We start from the raw sequence: 17568 nt of genomic DNA, 5'->3' as shown, positions 1-17568 counted from the left end.
ACTAACAGAAGTCTGTCGAAAAAACTGCAAGATACTGTCAGCGATCGACATAAGTGTGTAAGCTCCGTTCCATGTCGATGGCCAGTGATGTCCCAGCACCCGCAAAACCGCTGCTTGAGGTCCGGAACCTGAGCAAGAGTTTCGCCGGGGTGCGTGCCCTGCAGGGTGTCAATCTGCAGGTACTTCCCGGCGAAGTGCACTGTGTTCTCGGCCAGAACGGTGCCGGAAAGTCCACCCTGATCAAGTCGCTCTCCGGAGTCCATCAGCCCGACGGCGGTGAAATCCGGTGGAAGGGCGTGCCGGTGCAGCTCGCGGATCCCACCGCAGCCCATGAGCTGGGCATCGCCACCATGTACCAGGAGCTGGACGTGGTGGACGGACTGAATGTGGCGGAGAACATTTTCCTGGGTCATGAGGACGCCCGCGCCGGTGTGCTGCGGGTGCGCGATGCGAAAGACAAGGCACGCAAACTCCTGGCCCGCCTGGGCCATGAAGACCTTTCCCCGGGCACGGAAGTCGGCACCCTGTCAGCGGCAGGCAAGCAGATTGTGAGCATGGCCCGCGCACTGTCCCGCAACGCGCGGCTGATCATTATGGATGAACCGAGCGCGATCCTCGATTCCGGTGAGGTGGCCAACCTGTTCCGGGTGATCCGCCAGCTCACCGGGGAGGGGATCTCGGTGGTCTACATTTCCCACCGGCTGGAGGAAATAGACCAAATCGGGAACCGCCTCTCTGTCATCAAGGATGGACGGAGCACCGCGTCATCCCTGCCGGTGAAGTCGGTGTCCCGCACAGAACTGGTGAAGCTGATGACGGGCAGGGACACAGTGAACGTGTTCCCGTCGCGGAAACCGGTTGCCGAGAGCCCCGCGCTGCTGGAGGTGGACGGCCTGGGACTGGCGGGTTCCTTCCGGGACATCAGCTTCTCGGTCCGGCCCGGTGAGATCCTCGGACTGGCCGGGCTCGTCGGCTCCGGACGGTCGGAAATCCTGGAAACCGTTTACGGGGCGCGCAAAGCCACCGCCGGCAGCGTGAGTGTGGAGGGCAGGAAGCTTCCGCCGGGATCCGTGGCCGCCGCCATCCGGGCCGGGATCGGGCTCTCACCGGAGGAACGCAAAAGCCAGGGCCTGCTCCTGGATGAACCGATCTATAAGAACGCCACCCTGTCCACCTTCGCCCGGTTTGCCCGGCGCGGGCTGCTCAACGAACGCGGTGAGAAACGGGCCGCGCAGGAACAAACCGCCGCGCTGCAGCTTTCGCCTTCGGATACTGACCGCCCGGCCCGCACCCTCTCCGGAGGCAACCAGCAGAAGGTCCTGCTGGCCCGCTGGCTGATCCACGGGACCCGGATCCTGCTGCTTGATGAACCTACCCGCGGGGTGGACATCGGCGCCAAAGCGGAGATCTACGCCCTGATCCGCCGGCTGGCTGCCCGGGGGGTGGCAATTGTGGTGGTCTCCAGCGAGATCGAGGAAGTCATTGGACTCGCTGACCGGATCCTGGTGCTCGACGCCGGCCGCATGCTGGCCGTCAGCGACGCGAAAGATATCGATGAGCATTCCGTGCTTGACCTCGTCCTGAAAGGAAACTCCCAGTGAGCGACCAAAACACAACGACGCTCCAGCCGTCCTCAGAGGGCGGCGGCGCAACCGCCGCAGCCCGGCAGCGCGGAGTGCGGCAGCTGATGGGAGGAGCCGGGGTCCGCAACCTGGGCCTGATCATCGCACTGGGACTGCTGATTGCAGTCGGCGCTGCAACCGGCGGCTCGCAGTTCCTCAGCGTGGACAACATGCTGACCATCCTGCGCCTGGCCTCGATCATCGGGGTGATCTGCATTGGGGTTACCTTCGTGATCACGGCAGGGGGAATCGACCTTTCCGTGGGATCGGTCATGGGTCTGGCAAGCGTGGTGGCCAGCCTCGCGGCGGTGCAGGCCGCCGCCACCAACAGCAGCTGGCTGCTGATGGTGGCAGTGGCGCTGGCTGTTGGAGCACTGGCCGGACTGATCAACGGCGTGATCATCGCCTACGGGAACGTAGTGGCGTTTATCGCGACCCTGGCCATGCTGGTGGCCGCGCGCGGCCTGGCGGAGCTGATTTCCGGGAGAAGCACGCAGATTGTCATCAACCGGGACTTCACCTCTGTGATGCGGTCCAACGTGCTCGGCATTCCGCTGCTGATCTGGATCTTTTTGATCGTGGCTGCCGCTGGCTGGTTCCTGCTCAACCGCACCACGTTTGGCCGGCGCACGGTGGCGATCGGCGGCAACCTGGAAGCAGCCCGTCTCGCCGGGATCAAGGTCAAGCGGCACATCGTCTGGCTCTACGTCCTCTCCGGCATCACGGTCGGTATCGCAGCGATCATGATGATGGGCCGCACCACGGCGGGCACGTCCACCCACGGGACGCTGTATGAGCTGGACGCCATTGCGGCCGTTGTGGTCGGAGGGACTCTGCTCGTCGGCGGCCGCGGCACTATCGTCGGCACTGTCCTGGGCGTCCTGCTGTTCGCCACCCTGACCAATGTCTTCACCCAGAACAACCTGGACACCTCGGTGCAGAACGTGACCAAGGGGGTCATCATTGTGGTGGCCGTGCTGCTGCAGCAGCGGTTCGCCGTTCGGGGGAACCGGCGGAAGGGCTCGATATGAGGCGGCCGGGTGCCGGATCCGGACCAGGGCGACACAGTAACGCCGATTCCTGTGCTTGAATTGCTCGGTGGTCGATATAAGGAACGCTTCCGTGGTCTCCGGAGCGAGTGAACTCTTCCAGCTGCTCCGCGACGGGCAGCCCCGCACCCGGACGGAGCTGGCGGATCTCGTGGGAGTGGCGCGGTCGACCATCGTGCTCCGGCTCGAAGCCCTGATGGAAATCGGACTGGTGGCTCCCGTCGAGGACGCCGTCTCCACCGGCGGCCGGCCCTCCTCACGGTTCGCCCTGAACACCGGAAACATGGTGGTCCTTGGAGTGGACATCGGTGCCTCCCACCTGAGGCTGGGAATCTGTGACCTCTCGGGCAGCACGCTGGCGGCGGTCACCGAGGAGCTGCAGGTCAGCGCCGGACCCGAAACCGTGCTGGACACCGTGGCACAGCTGGGCAATCAGCTGCTGGACGAAACAGGCAGGACGCGGGGGGACCTGCTCGCAGTCGGCGTCGGGGTTCCCGGCCCGGTGGAGCACCGGACCGGACGGCCCATCAACCCGCCGATCATGCCCGGCTGGCACGGCTTTGATGTGCCCGCCTACCTGGGTACGCACTTCGGCGTTTCCGTCGTGGTGGACAATGACGTCAACGTGATGTCAGTGGGGGAGCGGGAGGCCGCCTGGCCCGACGTCGCGGATCTGGTGTTCCTGAAGGTCGCCACCGGCATTGGCGCCGGAATTATCTGCAACGGCGAACTGCTCCGCGGCGCCGACGGCGTAGCCGGGGACATCGGCCACATCCGGGTCAGCGGCGGCGGGGACAAACTCTGCCGGTGCGGGAACTACGGCTGTCTCGAGGCGCTGGCCTCCGGACCCGCAGTGGCGGCGAAGCTTCAGGAAGCCGGACTTCAGGCCCAGGACGGCCGGGACGTGGTGGCGCTGGTGAACCAGGGTAACCACGACGCCGTCCACGCAGTCCGGCAGGCGGGCCGCGACGTGGGCGAGGTCCTCTCCGCCTGCCTGTCCATGATCAACCCGGCCGTGATCGTGATCGGCGGGTCAATGGCACTGACCGGCGAGCACTTTATTGCCGGGGTGCGGGAAGTCGTTTACTCCCGCACCATGCCCCTGGCCACCCAGCATCTGCGGATAGTGCAGTCGGTGTCCGGGCTGGACGCCGGGATGCGCGGTGCCGCGGTGCTGGCCATCCAGTATGCGCTCTCCGCGGAGAGCATCGAGCGGATGCTCTCGGCCCGGGTGGGTGCCTGAGTCTTCCTAGCCCTGCTGCGACGCCCACTGGGCGACCCGGGCCGCGCTTTCCTCCTCTGACAGGTCCTCAACCCTGGTCATGATGGTCCACCGAATCCCGAAGGGATCGCGGATGCTGGCAAACCGGTCGCCGGAGGCAAACGTGGCCAGCGGCTCGCGGATGACAGCTCCGGCGGATTCGGCCCGGGCCACCACAGCGTCCGCGTCGGCACAGTAGAAACCCAGCGAATAACACGCTGCGTCCGGTTCCGGCGGGTTCACCAATCCGTAATCCGGGTTGGGTTCGCCCAGCTGAAGGTGCCCACTGCCGAGGTCCAGGTCAGCGTGGACGGTCACGCCGTTCATCTCGGTCACGTCCACGACTCTGGCGCCAAAGACGTCCTGGTAAAAACGAATCGCGTCAGCTGCTCGCGGGACGGCAACAAACGGTGTGAGACTGGTCAGGCCGTGGGGCACGCCGTCGGTGGTGTATTTGCCGGTGGCGCCGGGCTGGTTGTTGAGGGACTGGTTCTGGGTTGTAGTCATGGACTCAGGCTAGGAACCGGCACGGACCCGTGGCTTGGATATTTGCGACAGGGTTCCCCGCGGTGGGCAGAGGAGATGCAGATGGAGGAGCATTGGCGCGGGCCGCTGTATCCAGCCCGGCTACCCTCCTTCCACCGAATCCCCGCCCCGGCCGGGCTGTCTGACCGCGTTCGATGGTTCTGGATTCCGGAATGGGATCTGGCCCCCGGGCGGACATCCCGGCAGGAGGTCCTGCCCTTTCCCGCACTGAACCTGGTGGTGGAGCCGGACGGTGTGCGGCTTTACGGTCCCTCGACCCGCCGTTCCTACCGGGACCTGACCGGCAGCGGCTGGGCCGTTGGCCTGCTGCTGCGTCCGGCAGCCGTTCCGTTCCTCTGTGCCGATCCCGGCGCGCTGAAAGACAGCAGCACAGCCCTGGACCTGCCCGAGCTGCGGCAGGACGTCACCCGCGCGATGTCCGTGGCGGAGGAAAACGACGACGGCGGCACGCACCGCGCGGCGGCTGCTGCAGCGGCGTCGGCCTGGCTGGAGGCCACAGTGCCGGAGCCCGCTCCGGAAGGACTGCTGGTCAACCGGCTGGAGGAGCTGATCGAGCAGAACCCGCCGCTGACCCGCGTGGACCAGGCTGCTGCCCTGCTCGGCGTTTCAGCACGAACCCTGCAGCGTCTGGCCCGGAAGTATGTTGGGCTGCCGCCGCTGGCAATGATCCGCCGTTACCGGCTCCAGGAGGCGGCCGAGCGGCTGCGGACCAGTCCGGGCCTTGGTATTGCTGACGTCGCTGCTGAGCTGGGCTATGCCGACCACGCGCACCTAACTGAGGTGTTCCGGGAGGTGCTGGGTTTTACGCCCAGCGGATACCGGCGGTCTGCGGCACCGGGGGAGGGGAATAGCGGCGGTGGCCCGCCGGTTGCCGGGCATTGACCGTACCGGTTCCCGGTGCGACGCTCATGCGGGTCGGGGATGGGAAAGCGAACGGAAGGCTGCCATGCGGAACAAGCCAGGTTACACACTGAGCGAGCCCGCGCGGGACGTGGTCTTTGCGCAGGGACCGGCATCAAACTGGGTCATCCTGCGCCGGGACCGCGAGTTCACGCTGGTGGACGGAGGGTATCCGGGGGATCTGGATCTGGTGCTCTCATCGATCCGCGAGGCCGGGCTGGAACCGGCCGCGGCCTCGGCCGTGCTGGTCACCCATGCCCACGTGGACCACACCGGGGCGGTCGCTCACTTCGCCGGGGAGTATGGCACGCCGGTGCTCTGCGGTCCCGCCGAACTCGCGCTGCTGCGCGGCCGGGAAAAGGCACAGGTTTCTCCCGGCCAGGTGCTCGCCCGTGCCTGGCGTCCCCGGGTGCTGGCCTGGAGTGCCCACGTGCTCGGCGCCGGCGGGCTCACCCCGGTGGCGATTCCCGAGGCCCAGACCTGGACCGATGCCGGTCTCGCTGAACTGCCCGGCAGCCCGGTGGCGGTGCCGACTGCCGGGCACACGCCGGGGCATACTGCTTTCCTGCTGCCCGGAGCGCGGGCAGTGATTACCGGGGACGCGCTGGTGACCGGCCACCGGATCAGCGGCCGCACCGGTCCGCAGCTGCTGCACACCATGTTCCACCACGACGGCGCCGGCGTGGACCGCGCGATGCTCACCCTGGCGCGGCTGGACGCCTCGCTGCTGCTGCCGGGCCACGGGCCGGCGCTGCGGATCGGTATTCGGGAGGCGGTGAACACCGCCCGGGCGCGGTCCGCGCGCGGCCGGCCCCGCGCCGTCGTCGTCTTGCCTGGACGGGGGCGCGCAGGCTGGGCCGGAGAACCCGGATATGGGAGGGTTCCGGACCGCTTGTAGCTTCCCGGCTCACGGCCGGGGCCGTACACTGACCGCGACCGAACACGGTACTGCCGGAGCAGGTGGACTTCCTTGCCATCACCACCCTGATTGGCGGAACCGTGGGCGGCTACATCACCTACGCCGGTGCCCACCGGATGGTCGATGCCGGCAACTCAGGCCTCGGCAACATCCGCCCCATTACCCGGGCCGCCCTGCTCGGCGTGATCGTGACCGGGGTGATGCGCACGCTGCTGTTCCTGGCGATCCTGGGCGTGGTTGCCGGCGGGGCGGAGCTGAGCAGCGGCAACCTCGCCGCGGAGGCGTTTGGCATTGCGGCAGGGGAGGTCGGCATTCGGATGTTCGGCATCGTCTTCTGGGCCGCGGCGCTGACCTCGGTGATCGGTGCCTCCTACACATCGGTCACTTTCATCACCCGGCAGAGCACGAGCCCCAGGGTGCGAAATCTCCTGACCGTCGCTTTCATCGCTGTGTGCGCAGCGGCCTACCTGCTGGCCGGACAGCCGCCGCAGACCCTCCTCGTGTTCGCCGGTGCATTCAACGGGCTGATCCTGCCGCTGGGGTTCGCGATTCTTCTTTGGGTGGCCTGGCGGCGCCGGGACCTGCTGGAGGGATACCGCTATCCGAAGGTGCTGCTCATTGCCGGCGTGCTGGCATGGCTGCTGACCCTGTTCCTCGGCTGGAACTCGCTCGCCGGGCTCAGTCAGCTGTGGGCCTGAGCCTCAGAATCCGGGGCCGAAGGCGCGCCATCGAGTATGACACCACTGTGACACATGTTAAAAGCATGTAAAGAAACCCCAGATTGTTGAACAAAAAGGGTGGTGGATTGTTCAACAACCCTTAGACTGCTGGAAGCCCATGTGGCGCCCCCCACATTTCTCCAGTGATCGGAAACAATCCATGGACAGCACGCCGACGAAAGTGAAGGTCCGGCCGAACGCCAAGCGAACGGCCCTCCTCGGAGCCATGTTCCTGATGGCCACCAGCGCCATCGGACCTGGCTTTATCACCCAGACCACCGTCTTTACGGTTCAGCTCGGGGCGGCTTTCGCCTTCGCGATCCTGGTCTCGATCCTGGTGGACATTGCGGTCCAGATGAACGTCTGGCGCATCATCGGCGTCTCCGGGCTGCGCGCCCAGACCCTGGGCAACAAGGTGCTGCCAGGTGCGGGCTGGCTGCTGGCCGGCCTGGTCTTCATCGGCGGCCTTGTCTTCAACATTGGCAACATCGCCGGCACCGGCCTGGGCATGAATGCCATGCTCGGCATGGACACCAAGATAGGCGGGGCCATTTCCGCCGCCGTCGCGATCTTCATCTTCCTGTCCAAAAAAGCCGGACTGGCCCTGGACCGGATCGTGGTGGCGCTTGGCGCCGTCATGATCCTGCTGATGATCTACGTAGCGATCTCCGCGGCACCGCCGGTCGGTGAGGCGCTGAAGAACACCGTACTGCCGGAGCAGGTGGACTTCCTGACCATCACCACGCTGATCGGCGGAACCGTAGGCGGCTACATCACCTACGCCGGCGCGCACCGCCTGCTGGACTCCGGCACCACCGGGCCCGGCCACGTCAAGGACATCACCAGGGTCTCGCTGCTGGGCATCATCGTCACCGGCGTCATGCGCATGCTGCTGTTCCTGGCCATCCTGGGCGTCGTGGCCGGAGGCGTCACCCTGGCCGGAGACAACCTCGCTGCCGACGCCTTCCGCCACGCAGCCGGTGAAATCGGCCTGCGCATGTTCGGCATTGTGTTCTGGGCCGCCGCACTGACCTCGGTGATCGGCGCCGCGTACACCTCGGTTTCCTTCATCACCACCCCCGCTACCAAGGACCGAACCCGCAGCCTGATCACCGTGGGATTCATTGCCTTCTGCACCGCCGCGTACCTGCTGCTCGGCCAGGCCCCACAGACCCTGCTGGTCTTCGCCGGCGCGTTCAACGGCCTGATCCTGCCGCTGGGCTTCGGCATCCTGCTCTGGGCAGCCTGGCGGCGCCGTGACCTGCTTAACGGCTACGACTACCCCAAATGGCTCCTGTTCATCGGTGTGCTGGCGTGGGCGCTGACCCTGTTCCTTGGCTGGAACTCACTCTCCGGCCTCGCTGCCCTCTGGCAGTAGGCCCATCCCACCCACCACGGAAGGACAATCCCATGGACCAGCCCAACGAAACCGCTGCCGCCAATCCGGCCGTCGCAGATCCCGCAGCGCTGTCCCCGGCGCAGGCGCGGGAACTGTTCCGGAACGGGCTGGTGACGCCGACGGCGGGCTGGTCCGCGGGAAACGCGCAGGCGAACCTGATCATTGTGCCCAAGGCGCAGGCCTTCGACGTCCTGCTCTTTGCTCAGCGCAATCCCAAGTCCTGCCCCATTCTGGGGGTGCTCGACGCCGGGGAGACCAGCGGTCCGCTGCTGGCCGGCGGTGACATCCGCACTGACGTGCCCCGGTACACGGTGTACGTGGACGGGGAGAAGACCGCGGATCCGACGGACATCACCGCCTACTGGCGTGATGACCTGGTCACGTTCATTGTGGGCTGCAGCTTCACCTTCGAGGCTGCGCTGCAGGAGGGCGGCATCCGGATCGCGCACATCGACCAGGGCACCAACGTGCCCATGTACCGCACGTCGGTGCGCTGTGAACCGGCCGGTGACATGGCCGGTCCGCTGGTGGTTTCAATGCGCCCGGTGCCCGCCTCCCAGGTGGCCGACGCCGTGCGGATCACGTCCCGCTACCCGGCTGTGCACGGCGCTCCGGTGCATGTGGGCAACCCGGCCGAGATCGGCATTACGGACCTGGGCCGGCCCGACTTCGGCGACCCGGTGGACATCCCGGCGGGCCACGTGCCGGTGTTCTGGGCCTGCGGGGTCACACCGCAGGCCGCGGTTATGGAGTCGAAGCCGTCCCTTGCCATCGGCCACGCGCCGGGGCACATGCTGATCACTGACGCCCGGGACAGCGCCTACCTGGTGCCCTAGCGGAATCCGGCCTGTGCGGCGGGCGGCTACCGGCCGTCCGCTGCCAGGTGTTCCAGCAGCTCGGCCTCGGCGGCGTCGAGGTAGCCGAGCAGCATGTCCGCTGCCTTCTTCCGCTTCCCGCCGCGCAGCAGTTCCACGAGCCGCGCGTTCTGTTCCACATAATGTGAGTGGAAATCCGGTTCGCTGCGCATGGCGTAAAAGACCAGGCGCATCTCCGCCAGCACCCGGGACATCATCTCCTGCAGCTGGGAGCTGCCGGACATGGCGATGACCGCCTCATGGAAGGCCTGGTTCGCGGCCGCCATCTGCGGCACGGACCCGAGGGACTTCGCTTCCCGCGCGGCGGCAATCACGCTGTCCAGCCTCTCGAGGTCCAGCTCAGGACCCCACAGGACCGCTGCCGGTTCCAGCATCCGGCGTACCTGGTAGATCCGGCGCACGGCATCCTCACCCGGCGACGCGACGAAGACCCCGCGGTTCGGATACCGGCTGACAACACCCTCGCTGCTGAGGACCGTGAAGGCCTCGCGGAGTGTGTTGCGCGAGATGTTCAGGGTCGCGGCGAGCTGCTGTTCAGAGAGCTTGGTGCCGGGCAGCAGTGCTCCGGCGGCAATCTGTCCACGCAGCACTTCCGCAGCCCAGAGCGTGATGTTGGCGTGTGAGGCACGCTGGGCGGCGTATTCGTCCAGGTTCAGAAGCATCCATCCAACCTAGCGGTTTGGACAGGGCCGGCGGTGTACCCGCCGGCCCTGTTACACATGGCCTCAGCCAATCTCGCCCAGGGCATCCCCGCGGCCGACGGCGGCACCGGGTTCCAGTGAAGCCCGGGTGAAGCTGCCGGCCCGGTGGGCGCGGACGGTGGTTTCCATCTTCATTGCTTCCAGCACGGCAACCGGATCTCCTTCGGCCAGGTCTGCGCCGGTTTCAGCGAGCCACTTGACCAGGTTCCCGGCCATCGGCGAGGCCAGCCGGGCGGCGTCGGCGGTGTCCGGTGCGCCGGAGGCAGTCTCAGCGGTGCCGCTGCCTCCGGAACGCAGCGCGTTCAGCAGCGCGGCGGGCAGGCCGACGGCGACGGCGCGGCCGTCAATGTCCACGGTGATGGTTTCGCGGGCGGTGCCGGCCGCAGCGGCGATGTGCGGGGAGGCTGCCAGCGGCTCAGCGAACTCGGATTCGATCCAGGTGGTGTAGACGCCCAGCTCGCCCTCGCGGTTGAAAGCCTCGGAGCGGACCACGGCCTGGTGGAACGGTACCACGGTGGGAACACCGCGGATCACCAGCTCGTCCAGTGCAGCCTTCGCGCGGCGCAGGGCCTGCGGACGGTCCTCGCCCCAGACGATCAGCTTGGCCATCAGCGAGTCGTACTCGCTGGGCACCACGGACCCGGAACGCACCCCGGTGTCCATCCGGATGCCGGGGCCGGTGGGCGGTTCGAAGGCTTCCACCGGTCCGGGACCGGGCAGGAACCCGCGGGCCGGGTCCTCGGCGTTGAGCCGGAACTCGAAGGCGTGCCCGTGCGGGGCCGGATCCTCGGTGATGGACAGCGGCAGGCCGTCGGCGATGCGGAACTGCTCGCGGACCAGGTCCACGCCGGCGGTCTCTTCGGTGACCGGGTGTTCAACCTGGAGCCGGGTGTTGACCTCCAGGAAGCTGATCAGTCCGTCGGGGGAGACCAGGTATTCCACGGTTCCGGCACCGGTGTAGCCGGCCTCCCGGCAGATGGCCTTGGCGGATTCATGGATAGTGGTGCGCTGTTTGTCGGTGAGGAAGGGGGCCGGGGCTTCTTCCACGAGCTTCTGGTTCCGGCGCTGCAGGGAGCAGTCACGGGTGCCGACGACGACGACGTTGCCGTGCGTGTCTGCCAGCACCTGCGCTTCCACGTGCCGCGGCTTGTCCAGGAACCGTTCGGCGAAGCACTCGCCGCGGCCGAACGCTGAGACGGCCTCGCGGACCGCGGATTCGAAGGCGTCTTCCACGTCCTCCATCCGGCGGGCAATCTTCATGCCGCGCCCGCCGCCGCCGAAGGCCGCCTTGATGGCTACCGGCAGGCCGTGTTCCTCGGCAAAGGCACGAACCTGTTCGGCGCTTTCCGCCGGACCTTCGGTACCGGGTACCAGCGGTGCACCGGCGCGGACGGCGATCTCCCGTGCCGTGACCTTGTTGCCCAGGTCGCGGATAGCCTGCGGGGACGGGCCGATCCAGGTGAGTCCGGCGTCGAGCACCGCCTGCGCAAAGTCTGCGTTCTCGGAAAGGAACCCGTAGCCGGGGTGCACGGCGTCAGCACCGGCGCGCCGGGCGGCGTCGATCAGCTTGGGAATGTTCAGGTAGGTGTCGGCTCCGGAGGCACCGCCGAGCGGATACGCTTCGTCGGCCAGGCGTACGTGCAGCGCATCGGCGTCGGGGTCCGAGTACACGGCGGCGGAGGAGATGCCGGCGTCGGCGCAGGCGCGGGCCACGCGGACGGCAATCTCGCCGCGGTTGGCGATCAGGACCTTTTTCATGCGGGTGTTCATTCGGTTCCTTCGGGAAACAGTCCGGCCGCTGGCTCCGCGGTGTTCGGGGCGAGGGTATCGGGGTCAACAAACATAAAGTTCACGGGGTGTCCGGGCGGCAGCTGGGCGGCCACCGGCAGGTCTTCCGGGATCACGACGGCGGCCACGGGGTAGCCGCCGGTCACAGGATGGTCGGCGAGGAAGAGTACGGGCAGGCCCGACGGCGGCACCTGCAGCGACCCGGCAACCACGCCTTCGCTGGGCAGTTCACCGTCGCGGCTGCGGGCCAGCGGGCTTGCCTGCGGATCCTCAGGATCCAGTGCCAGCCGGACGCCGATCCGGTTCGATTCGCTGGTGGTGAGCCAGGTCTGGGCGGCCAGCGCGGCGGCGGCATCCTTGCTGAACCAGTCCTGCCGGGGGCCGGCAGTGATCCGGAGCAGGGCCGGTTCGGTTCCGTTCCCCAGGCTGCCCGGGCTGCCCGCAGCGGCCAGGACCGGGGGCTCAGGCTCCCCGACGTGCAGGTTTCCGGCGGCCGGAGCAACCGGGAGGAGAGTCCCGGCGGCCAGCGGTGCCGGACCGATGCCGCTCATCGAGTCGGTGCTGCGGCTGCCGAGCACCGGGTCCACATCCACTCCGCCGCGGACGGCGAGGTAGGCACGCACACCGCGGACCGGAATACCGAGGGTCAGGGTTTCCCCGTCCAGCAGGGCGAACGGTGCGGCGTGCGGGGCGGGCCGGCTGCGCTCCCCGGCGGGATCGGTGATGCTCGCGGGCAGCTCGGCACCGGTCAGGGCCAGCACGGCATCGCCGCAGGCGGTGAGCTCCAGTCCGCCCAGGAGATTCTCGATGACGGCGGCATTGGCCGGATTGCCGACCAGCCGGTTAGCCTGACGGGCTGCACGGGGATCTGCGGCGCCGGCGGCGGAGACGCCCAGGTCCGCATAGCCGGGGCGGCCGAGGTCTTGGATCAGTGACTGGAGGCCTGGGTTTCTGATCTCGAGGGCGGTAGCGGCGATTCCATCGCCCCTTAGCGCTGCGGCTCCGCCCTCCTCCTCGCAAGCTCGGAGAGGGAACCCTGAGCCTTCGCTGTTCGCTCGTTCCTCGCTCGGCGATGCGGGGCTCACGGAATCGCCGCTACCGCTCGCTGAATCGCCCAGGGCCTCAGCACCTGAAGTTGAGGGGGAGGGAATGGTCGCGGTGATGAATTCTCGGACAGGGTGGAAGGTGACAGAGTCACCGGGGAGGATCAAGGCAGGGTTTTCACGGTTGAGGTCCCACATGGCGGCAGCGGTACGGCCGATGAGCTGCCAGCCGCCGGGGGATTCGCGGGGATAGACCGCAGAGTAGTCCCCGGCCAGGGCCACAGCACCCGGGGGAACGGCGGTGCGGGGGCTGGAACGGCGGGGGACGTTCAGCGCCGGATCGCCGCCGGTGAGGTACGTGAAACCGGGTGCAAAACCGCCGAAGCCGCCGGTCCAGGGTGTGCCGGTGTGGGCATTGACCACGGCTTCCTCGGAGAGGCCGGTGAGGCGGGCTACCTCGGCGAGGTCGGCGCCGTCGTACACCGTTTCGATGGTCACGGTGCGCGGTTCGCCGAAATCGGCGTGGGCGAAGTCCAAGGCCTGCAGCGCCGGCAGGCCGGCAACGGCGTCGCGTCGGCTGGCGAACCGCACCAGGACGGTGGTGGCTGCCGCGAGGGCGTCCACCTGGCCGGGAAGCGGATGCGCTTTGAGCTGTGTGTGCAGGGCGACGACGTCGGTCAGCGAGCCGAGTTCCACGAGGAGGGCGCGGGTGCCGGCCGGCCGGATGCCGGTGAGTGTCCCGGCGGGTGCATCTGCGGCGTGCATGCCGCTCATACGAAGCTCTGGATGGTGACGCCGGCTTCTTCCAGACCGGCACGCACGGCGCGGGCCATCGCGACGGCTCCCGGAGTGTCACCGTGGACGCAGATGGATTCGGCGTTCATCGGAATCTCGGAACCGTCCACCGCGATGATCGTGCCTTCGGTGGCGAGCCGGATCATGTTGGCCGTGACCTGGTCCGCGTCGTGAATGACGGCGCCCTGCTCGCGGCGGGAAACCAGGGTTCCGTCCGGGTTGTAGTTGCGGTCCGCGAAGGCTTCCGCGACGCCGCGCAGGCCGGCGTCCGCGGCCTTGTCCAGGGCGATTGCGCCGGGCAGCAGCAGGACCGGCAGCTCCTTGTTGAAGGCGCGCACAGCGTCAACCACGGCCTGGGCATGGTGTTCGTGGTGGACGATCGTGTTGTAGAGCGCGCCGTGCGGCTTGACGTACTGGATGTCCGCGCCGGCGTGCTGGGCCAGGGCCTGCAGGGCACCGAGCTGGTAGAGCACGTCGTCGGCCAGTTCCGTGGGGGAGCAGTCCAGGAAGCGGCGGCCGAAGCCGGCCAGGTCCCGGTAGCCCACGTGCGCGCCGATGGTGACGCCGGCTGCCACGGCGTCGCGGCAGGTCTGAGCGATGACGGAGGGGTCGCCGGCGTGGAAGCCGCAGGCAACGTTGGCGGAGGAAACGGACTCGAAGACGGCGGCGTCGTCACCCATTTCCCAGTTGCCGAACGATTCGCCGACGTCGCTGTTCAGGTCAATGATCGGCATGGCAAGTCCTTTGGTGCCTCGGGAACGGGGTCCTCCAAGTGTGCGCGATCACGCTCGATTGTTCAACAATCTGAGGCTGATTGTTGCGGGACCGGGGCTCCGCTGGCGCTAGGCGCGGTCCAGGGTTTCCTGCGCGGCCCGGACCACCGCGGCATCGATGAACCTGCCCTCGGCGTCCACTGCCACACCGCTGCCCGCTCCGGTGAAACGCTCCAGCAGTTCCCGGGCGGCTTGAATGTCCGTTTCGTCAGGGGTGAAGACGGAGTTGATGACTGGCACCTGGCCGGGATGGATGGCGGTACGGGAGCGGAACCCGAGGCTGCGCAGGTGCACCGCGCTGTGTTCAAAGGCCTCGAGATCCCGGAAGTCCGTGGAAGTGGGAGCCAAAGGGGCGGCCAATCCTGCCGCCGCGCAGGCAACCACCACACGGGTGCGCAGGGAATCGATGGCACCATCGGTTTCCGGGAGCCGGGCGATGCGCAGATCAGCCAGCAGATCGACCTCGCCGATTCCGTACGTGGCCAGCCGGCCAAGCTGCGGAATCGCTTCGGCTTCCAGCAATGCGCCGGCATCTTCAAGCAGTCCGATGAGGCGAACTGCCCCCGGAATCAGCCGCCCGGCGTCCTCGAGTTTGCGGACCAGCTCTTCGGCATGCTGAAGCCCCGCGGTACTGCACTTGGCCAGGACGACCCCGCTCAGGTGCTCCGAAGCGACGGAGGTGAGGTCCTGCTCAAGATTCTCAGGCGCTGCGCGGACCCACCACTGCGGACCGGCCGCTGCGTCTTCCGCTGCGAGCCAGCGGCCGACGGCGGAGCGTGCGGACTCCTTCTCCGCCGCAGGCACTGCGTCCTCCAGATCGAGGATCACTGCATCCGCGGCTCCTGCGGCTGCCTTGGGGAACAAACCGGGCTGGTTGCCCGGCACATAGAGGAAGGAGCGGGGCAGAGCGGGCTGGGGAGTCATGGCGGCCCTACCTCGCTAGGAGGTCCGTGATCTGCCGCGCAGCAGCCAGGACCTTCGTTGCATGGGTAGCGATTTCCTTCTCGGTGAACCGGAAGATCGGGCCGCAGCAGCTGATAGCGCCCAAGACGTTCCCGGCCCGGTCGAAGAACGGGCAGGCAACCGAGGCAGCACCGATATTGCGTTCATTGAACGAGGTGGCATATCCGTTGACCCTGACTCCGGCCAGCTGTTCCCGGTAGGCATCCTCGTTGAAATCGGGTTTCAGCCGTGCCAGCTCCGCGGCCGCTTCCTGAACATACACGTCTGGAAGAAACGCGATCATGGCGCGGCTGGAAGCCCCTGAATGCAGGGCGTGCCGTACACCAATGTCCACCACCATTTTGATTTCCTGCGGGGACTCGAACTGGTCCAGGTAAATGCGGGAGTGGTTAGCCAGCACGGAGAGGGTGATCGTCTCCCGGGTGGCGTCCCTCAGCTGTCGGAGGACAGGTGCGGCCACAGTGCGGAAATCGAGCTGGCTCCAGGCCCGATTACCCATGCCGATCGCAGCAGGTCCCAGGGAATAGGTGCCGCTGGCGTCGGTGGTGGATAGGAGCCCCCGGGAGCTCAGTGACTGCAGGATGCGGTGGATTACGGCCTTGCTCAGGCCCAGGGAGCGGGCGATGTGTGACACGCCTAGGGGGGCCTCGGCCCGGCTGAACAGCAGAAGCACATCAGCCACTCGGTCGGCGGCTTCGGTTCCTCCTGAGGTGCTGGGCTGCTCAACGGCGTTTTTTACGGGCATGTGTAGTCCTTTCCGGAACACACTCTATGTGAGTGTTCCTCTGAGCGGAATGTTTCTATCAAATTAATTTCATCGTTTTGCTGGTAATCCACGTCACATCCATGCAGAATGGGTCAAAACCTGCACCTAGTCCCATGATTTTCGGTCCGACCAGCGGAACAGCGAACCACACAACCGTTCCGCTGGACGGAACCCCTCACCGTCCGAGCGAAGGGAACCACCCCAATGAACAAGAGAACTTTGGCCGCAGTAGTCCTCACCGTAGGTATGGTGGCGCTCACGGCGTGCTCCTCGGAGAACTCCGGCACTGAGGCAGACGTGGAAACCATCACCATCGGGTCCGTCCACCCGCTCAGCGGCAATCTCGCGGGGGTCGGCGGACTCATGAACGACGGCGCCAAGATGGCCGTCGAAGACATCAACGCCGCCGGTGGAATCGAGTCCCTGGGCGGTGCGCAGCTGGTGCTCGCCGACGGCGATAGCCAGGGCCAGGCCCAGGTGGGCCAGAGCGAAGCCCAGCGGCTGATCAGCGAGGGCGCCGTCGCCCTGGTGGGGACCTATCAGTCGGACGTCACCCAGAACGTTGCCTCCGTAGCCGAGCGTTCCAAGGTTCCCCTGGTCATCGACGTCGCCGTGGATGACAAGATCCTGGAGCAGGACTACCAGTACACCTTCCGCATCCAGCCTGACGCCAGCAGCATGGGCCGGTCCGGAGCCCAGGCCCTGGCCGCGATGGGGGAGGAGACTGGAGAGCCGATCGACTCTGCTGCCTACATCCACATCGAAGGCGCATTCGGAGACAGCGTCTTTGACGCTTTCCAACGCGAGGCCGAGACCCTGGGCATCGAGATCACCAAGGAGATCACCTACAGCGGGGCCAACTTCTCCGACGCCACCACCCAGGTGAGTGAGGCACTGGCCACCAACCCGGACATCATCGCCGTCACCGGCTACTACCCGGACAACCTGCTGGTGGCACAGGCGCTTGGCTCCATGAGCAATGACACCAAGGCCGTGTTCGGAATCGCCAGCGGTGCCTTCGATGACACGTCCTTCCCTGAAGCAGCGGGCGACGCCGGCACGGAGGTGCTGAGCGCGAACTACCACTACAACGCCACCAGCGAGCGCGCTGCAGACATCCGTGAGCGGTTCGAGGAAAAATACGGAAAGCCGATGGAGACCGCGTCGATGCTGTCCTACCAGGCGGTGGAAACCATCGCCAAGGGGCTGGAAGCCAGCGGTTCCGATGACCCCGAGGAGCTGCGGGAAGCAATCGCCGGGCTGAGCCTGGACGATCCGCTGCTGGCCTTTGACGGCCCAATCGAATTCGATGAGCGCGGCCAGAACGTCAACGCCACCGTGATCGTGATGCAGGTCCTCGACGGCAAGGTGGAGCAGGTCTTCCCCACCGAGTTCGCCACGGCTGACCTCGTCTTCCCTGCCGGCAGCGGCAAGTGAGCGAAGCAGGCA

The 17568-nt window shown here is 67.0% G+C and carries 15 protein-coding genes and 1 pseudogene; 9 read left to right on the top strand and 7 right to left on the bottom strand.

Annotated features, from left to right (window positions below; translation table 11 throughout):
• The first annotated feature begins 71 nt into the window (after positions 1–71).
• From ACWGQ2_RS02690 to ACWGQ2_RS02680, 3 genes are all read left to right on the top strand, one after another.
• Positions 72–1601 (top strand): sugar ABC transporter ATP-binding protein, encoded by a 1530-nt coding sequence (locus tag ACWGQ2_RS02690; protein ID WP_452014059.1) that lies wholly within the window; start codon positions 72–74, stop codon positions 1599–1601.
• Positions 1598–2653, top strand: coding sequence for an ABC transporter permease (locus ACWGQ2_RS02685; protein WP_452014057.1), 1056 nt, complete (start codon positions 1598–1600; stop codon positions 2651–2653). Before ACWGQ2_RS02690 ends, ACWGQ2_RS02685 begins: the two co-directional genes overlap by 4 nt.
• 91 nt (positions 2654–2744) lie before the next feature.
• The gene (locus ACWGQ2_RS02680; RefSeq protein WP_452014055.1) at positions 2745–3914 is read left to right on the top strand and encodes an ROK family protein; all 1170 of its coding nucleotides are present in this window, start codon (positions 2745–2747) and stop codon (positions 3912–3914) included.
• Between the two features lie 6 nt (positions 3915–3920).
• Here ACWGQ2_RS02680 and ACWGQ2_RS02675 read toward each other — a convergent pair whose 3' ends face one another.
• Positions 3921–4439, bottom strand: coding sequence for a VOC family protein (locus tag ACWGQ2_RS02675; RefSeq protein ID WP_452014053.1), 519 nt, complete (start codon positions 4437–4439; stop codon positions 3921–3923).
• Positions 4440–4520: 81 nt separating this feature from the next.
• Between ACWGQ2_RS02675 and ACWGQ2_RS02670 the strand changes: the two genes are divergently transcribed.
• The 5 genes and pseudogenes from ACWGQ2_RS02670 (at position 4521) to ACWGQ2_RS02650 (ending at position 9251) form a co-directional block, all read left to right on the top strand.
• Positions 4521–5360: a helix-turn-helix domain-containing protein gene (locus tag ACWGQ2_RS02670; RefSeq protein WP_452014051.1), complete on the top strand. Its 840-nt coding sequence runs from the start codon at positions 4521–4523 to the stop codon at positions 5358–5360.
• A 64-nt stretch (positions 5361–5424) separates the two neighbouring features.
• Positions 5425–6276: an MBL fold metallo-hydrolase gene (locus tag ACWGQ2_RS02665; protein WP_452014049.1), complete on the top strand. Its 852-nt coding sequence runs from the start codon at positions 5425–5427 to the stop codon at positions 6274–6276.
• 41 nt (positions 6277–6317) lie between these two features.
• Positions 6318–6995: pseudogene (locus ACWGQ2_RS02660) on the top strand (divalent metal cation transporter); the annotation flags it as partial.
• 181 nt (positions 6996–7176) lie between these two features.
• On the top strand, positions 7177–8394 hold the full coding sequence (locus ACWGQ2_RS02655; protein ID WP_452014047.1) for an NRAMP family divalent metal transporter: 1218 nt from the start codon (positions 7177–7179) through the stop codon (positions 8392–8394).
• Positions 8395–8426: 32 nt separating this feature from the next.
• A complete protein-coding gene (locus tag ACWGQ2_RS02650; RefSeq protein WP_452014045.1) occupies positions 8427–9251 on the top strand; it encodes a putative hydro-lyase in 825 nt (274 codons plus the stop codon).
• 26 nt (positions 9252–9277) lie between these two features.
• Here ACWGQ2_RS02650 and ACWGQ2_RS02645 read toward each other — a convergent pair whose 3' ends face one another.
• The 6 genes from ACWGQ2_RS02645 to ACWGQ2_RS02620 all read right to left on the bottom strand — a co-directional run bounded on the left by ACWGQ2_RS02645 (position 9278) and on the right by ACWGQ2_RS02620 (position 16098).
• Entirely contained in the window at positions 9278–9952 is a 675-nt protein-coding gene (locus ACWGQ2_RS02645; protein ID WP_452014043.1) for a GntR family transcriptional regulator, read from the bottom strand.
• A 63-nt stretch (positions 9953–10015) separates the two neighbouring features.
• On the bottom strand, positions 10016–11749 hold the full coding sequence (locus ACWGQ2_RS02640) for an acetyl/propionyl/methylcrotonyl-CoA carboxylase subunit alpha (RefSeq protein WP_452014500.1): 1734 nt from the start codon (positions 11747–11749) through the stop codon (positions 10016–10018).
• Between the two features lie 8 nt (positions 11750–11757).
• Positions 11758–13596, bottom strand: a complete 1839-nt coding sequence (locus ACWGQ2_RS02635) for a 5-oxoprolinase subunit B/C family protein (RefSeq protein ID WP_452014041.1) — start codon at positions 13594–13596, stop codon at positions 11758–11760.
• Positions 13593–14351: a LamB/YcsF family protein gene (locus ACWGQ2_RS02630; protein WP_452014039.1), complete on the bottom strand. Its 759-nt coding sequence runs from the start codon at positions 14349–14351 to the stop codon at positions 13593–13595. Before ACWGQ2_RS02630 ends, ACWGQ2_RS02635 begins: the two co-directional genes overlap by 4 nt.
• 108 nt (positions 14352–14459) lie before the next feature.
• Positions 14460–15314: an HpcH/HpaI aldolase/citrate lyase family protein gene (locus ACWGQ2_RS02625; RefSeq protein WP_452014037.1), complete on the bottom strand. Its 855-nt coding sequence runs from the start codon at positions 15312–15314 to the stop codon at positions 14460–14462.
• 7 nt (positions 15315–15321) lie between these two features.
• Positions 15322–16098, bottom strand: a complete 777-nt coding sequence (locus tag ACWGQ2_RS02620) for an IclR family transcriptional regulator (RefSeq protein WP_452014035.1) — start codon at positions 16096–16098, stop codon at positions 15322–15324.
• A gap of 225 nt (positions 16099–16323) precedes the next feature.
• Between ACWGQ2_RS02620 and ACWGQ2_RS02615 the strand changes: the two genes are divergently transcribed.
• Positions 16324–17556 carry an ABC transporter substrate-binding protein gene (locus tag ACWGQ2_RS02615; RefSeq protein WP_452014033.1) on the top strand — a complete coding sequence of 411 codons (1233 nt, stop codon included), beginning with the start codon at positions 16324–16326 and terminating at the stop codon, positions 17554–17556.
• Positions 17557–17568 lie beyond the last annotated feature (12 nt).

Source organism: Arthrobacter sp. NPDC055585, from assembly GCF_053619115.1.
The sequence above is the reverse complement of the archived record's forward strand: the minus strand, read 5'-3'. Positions and strand labels throughout refer to the sequence as shown.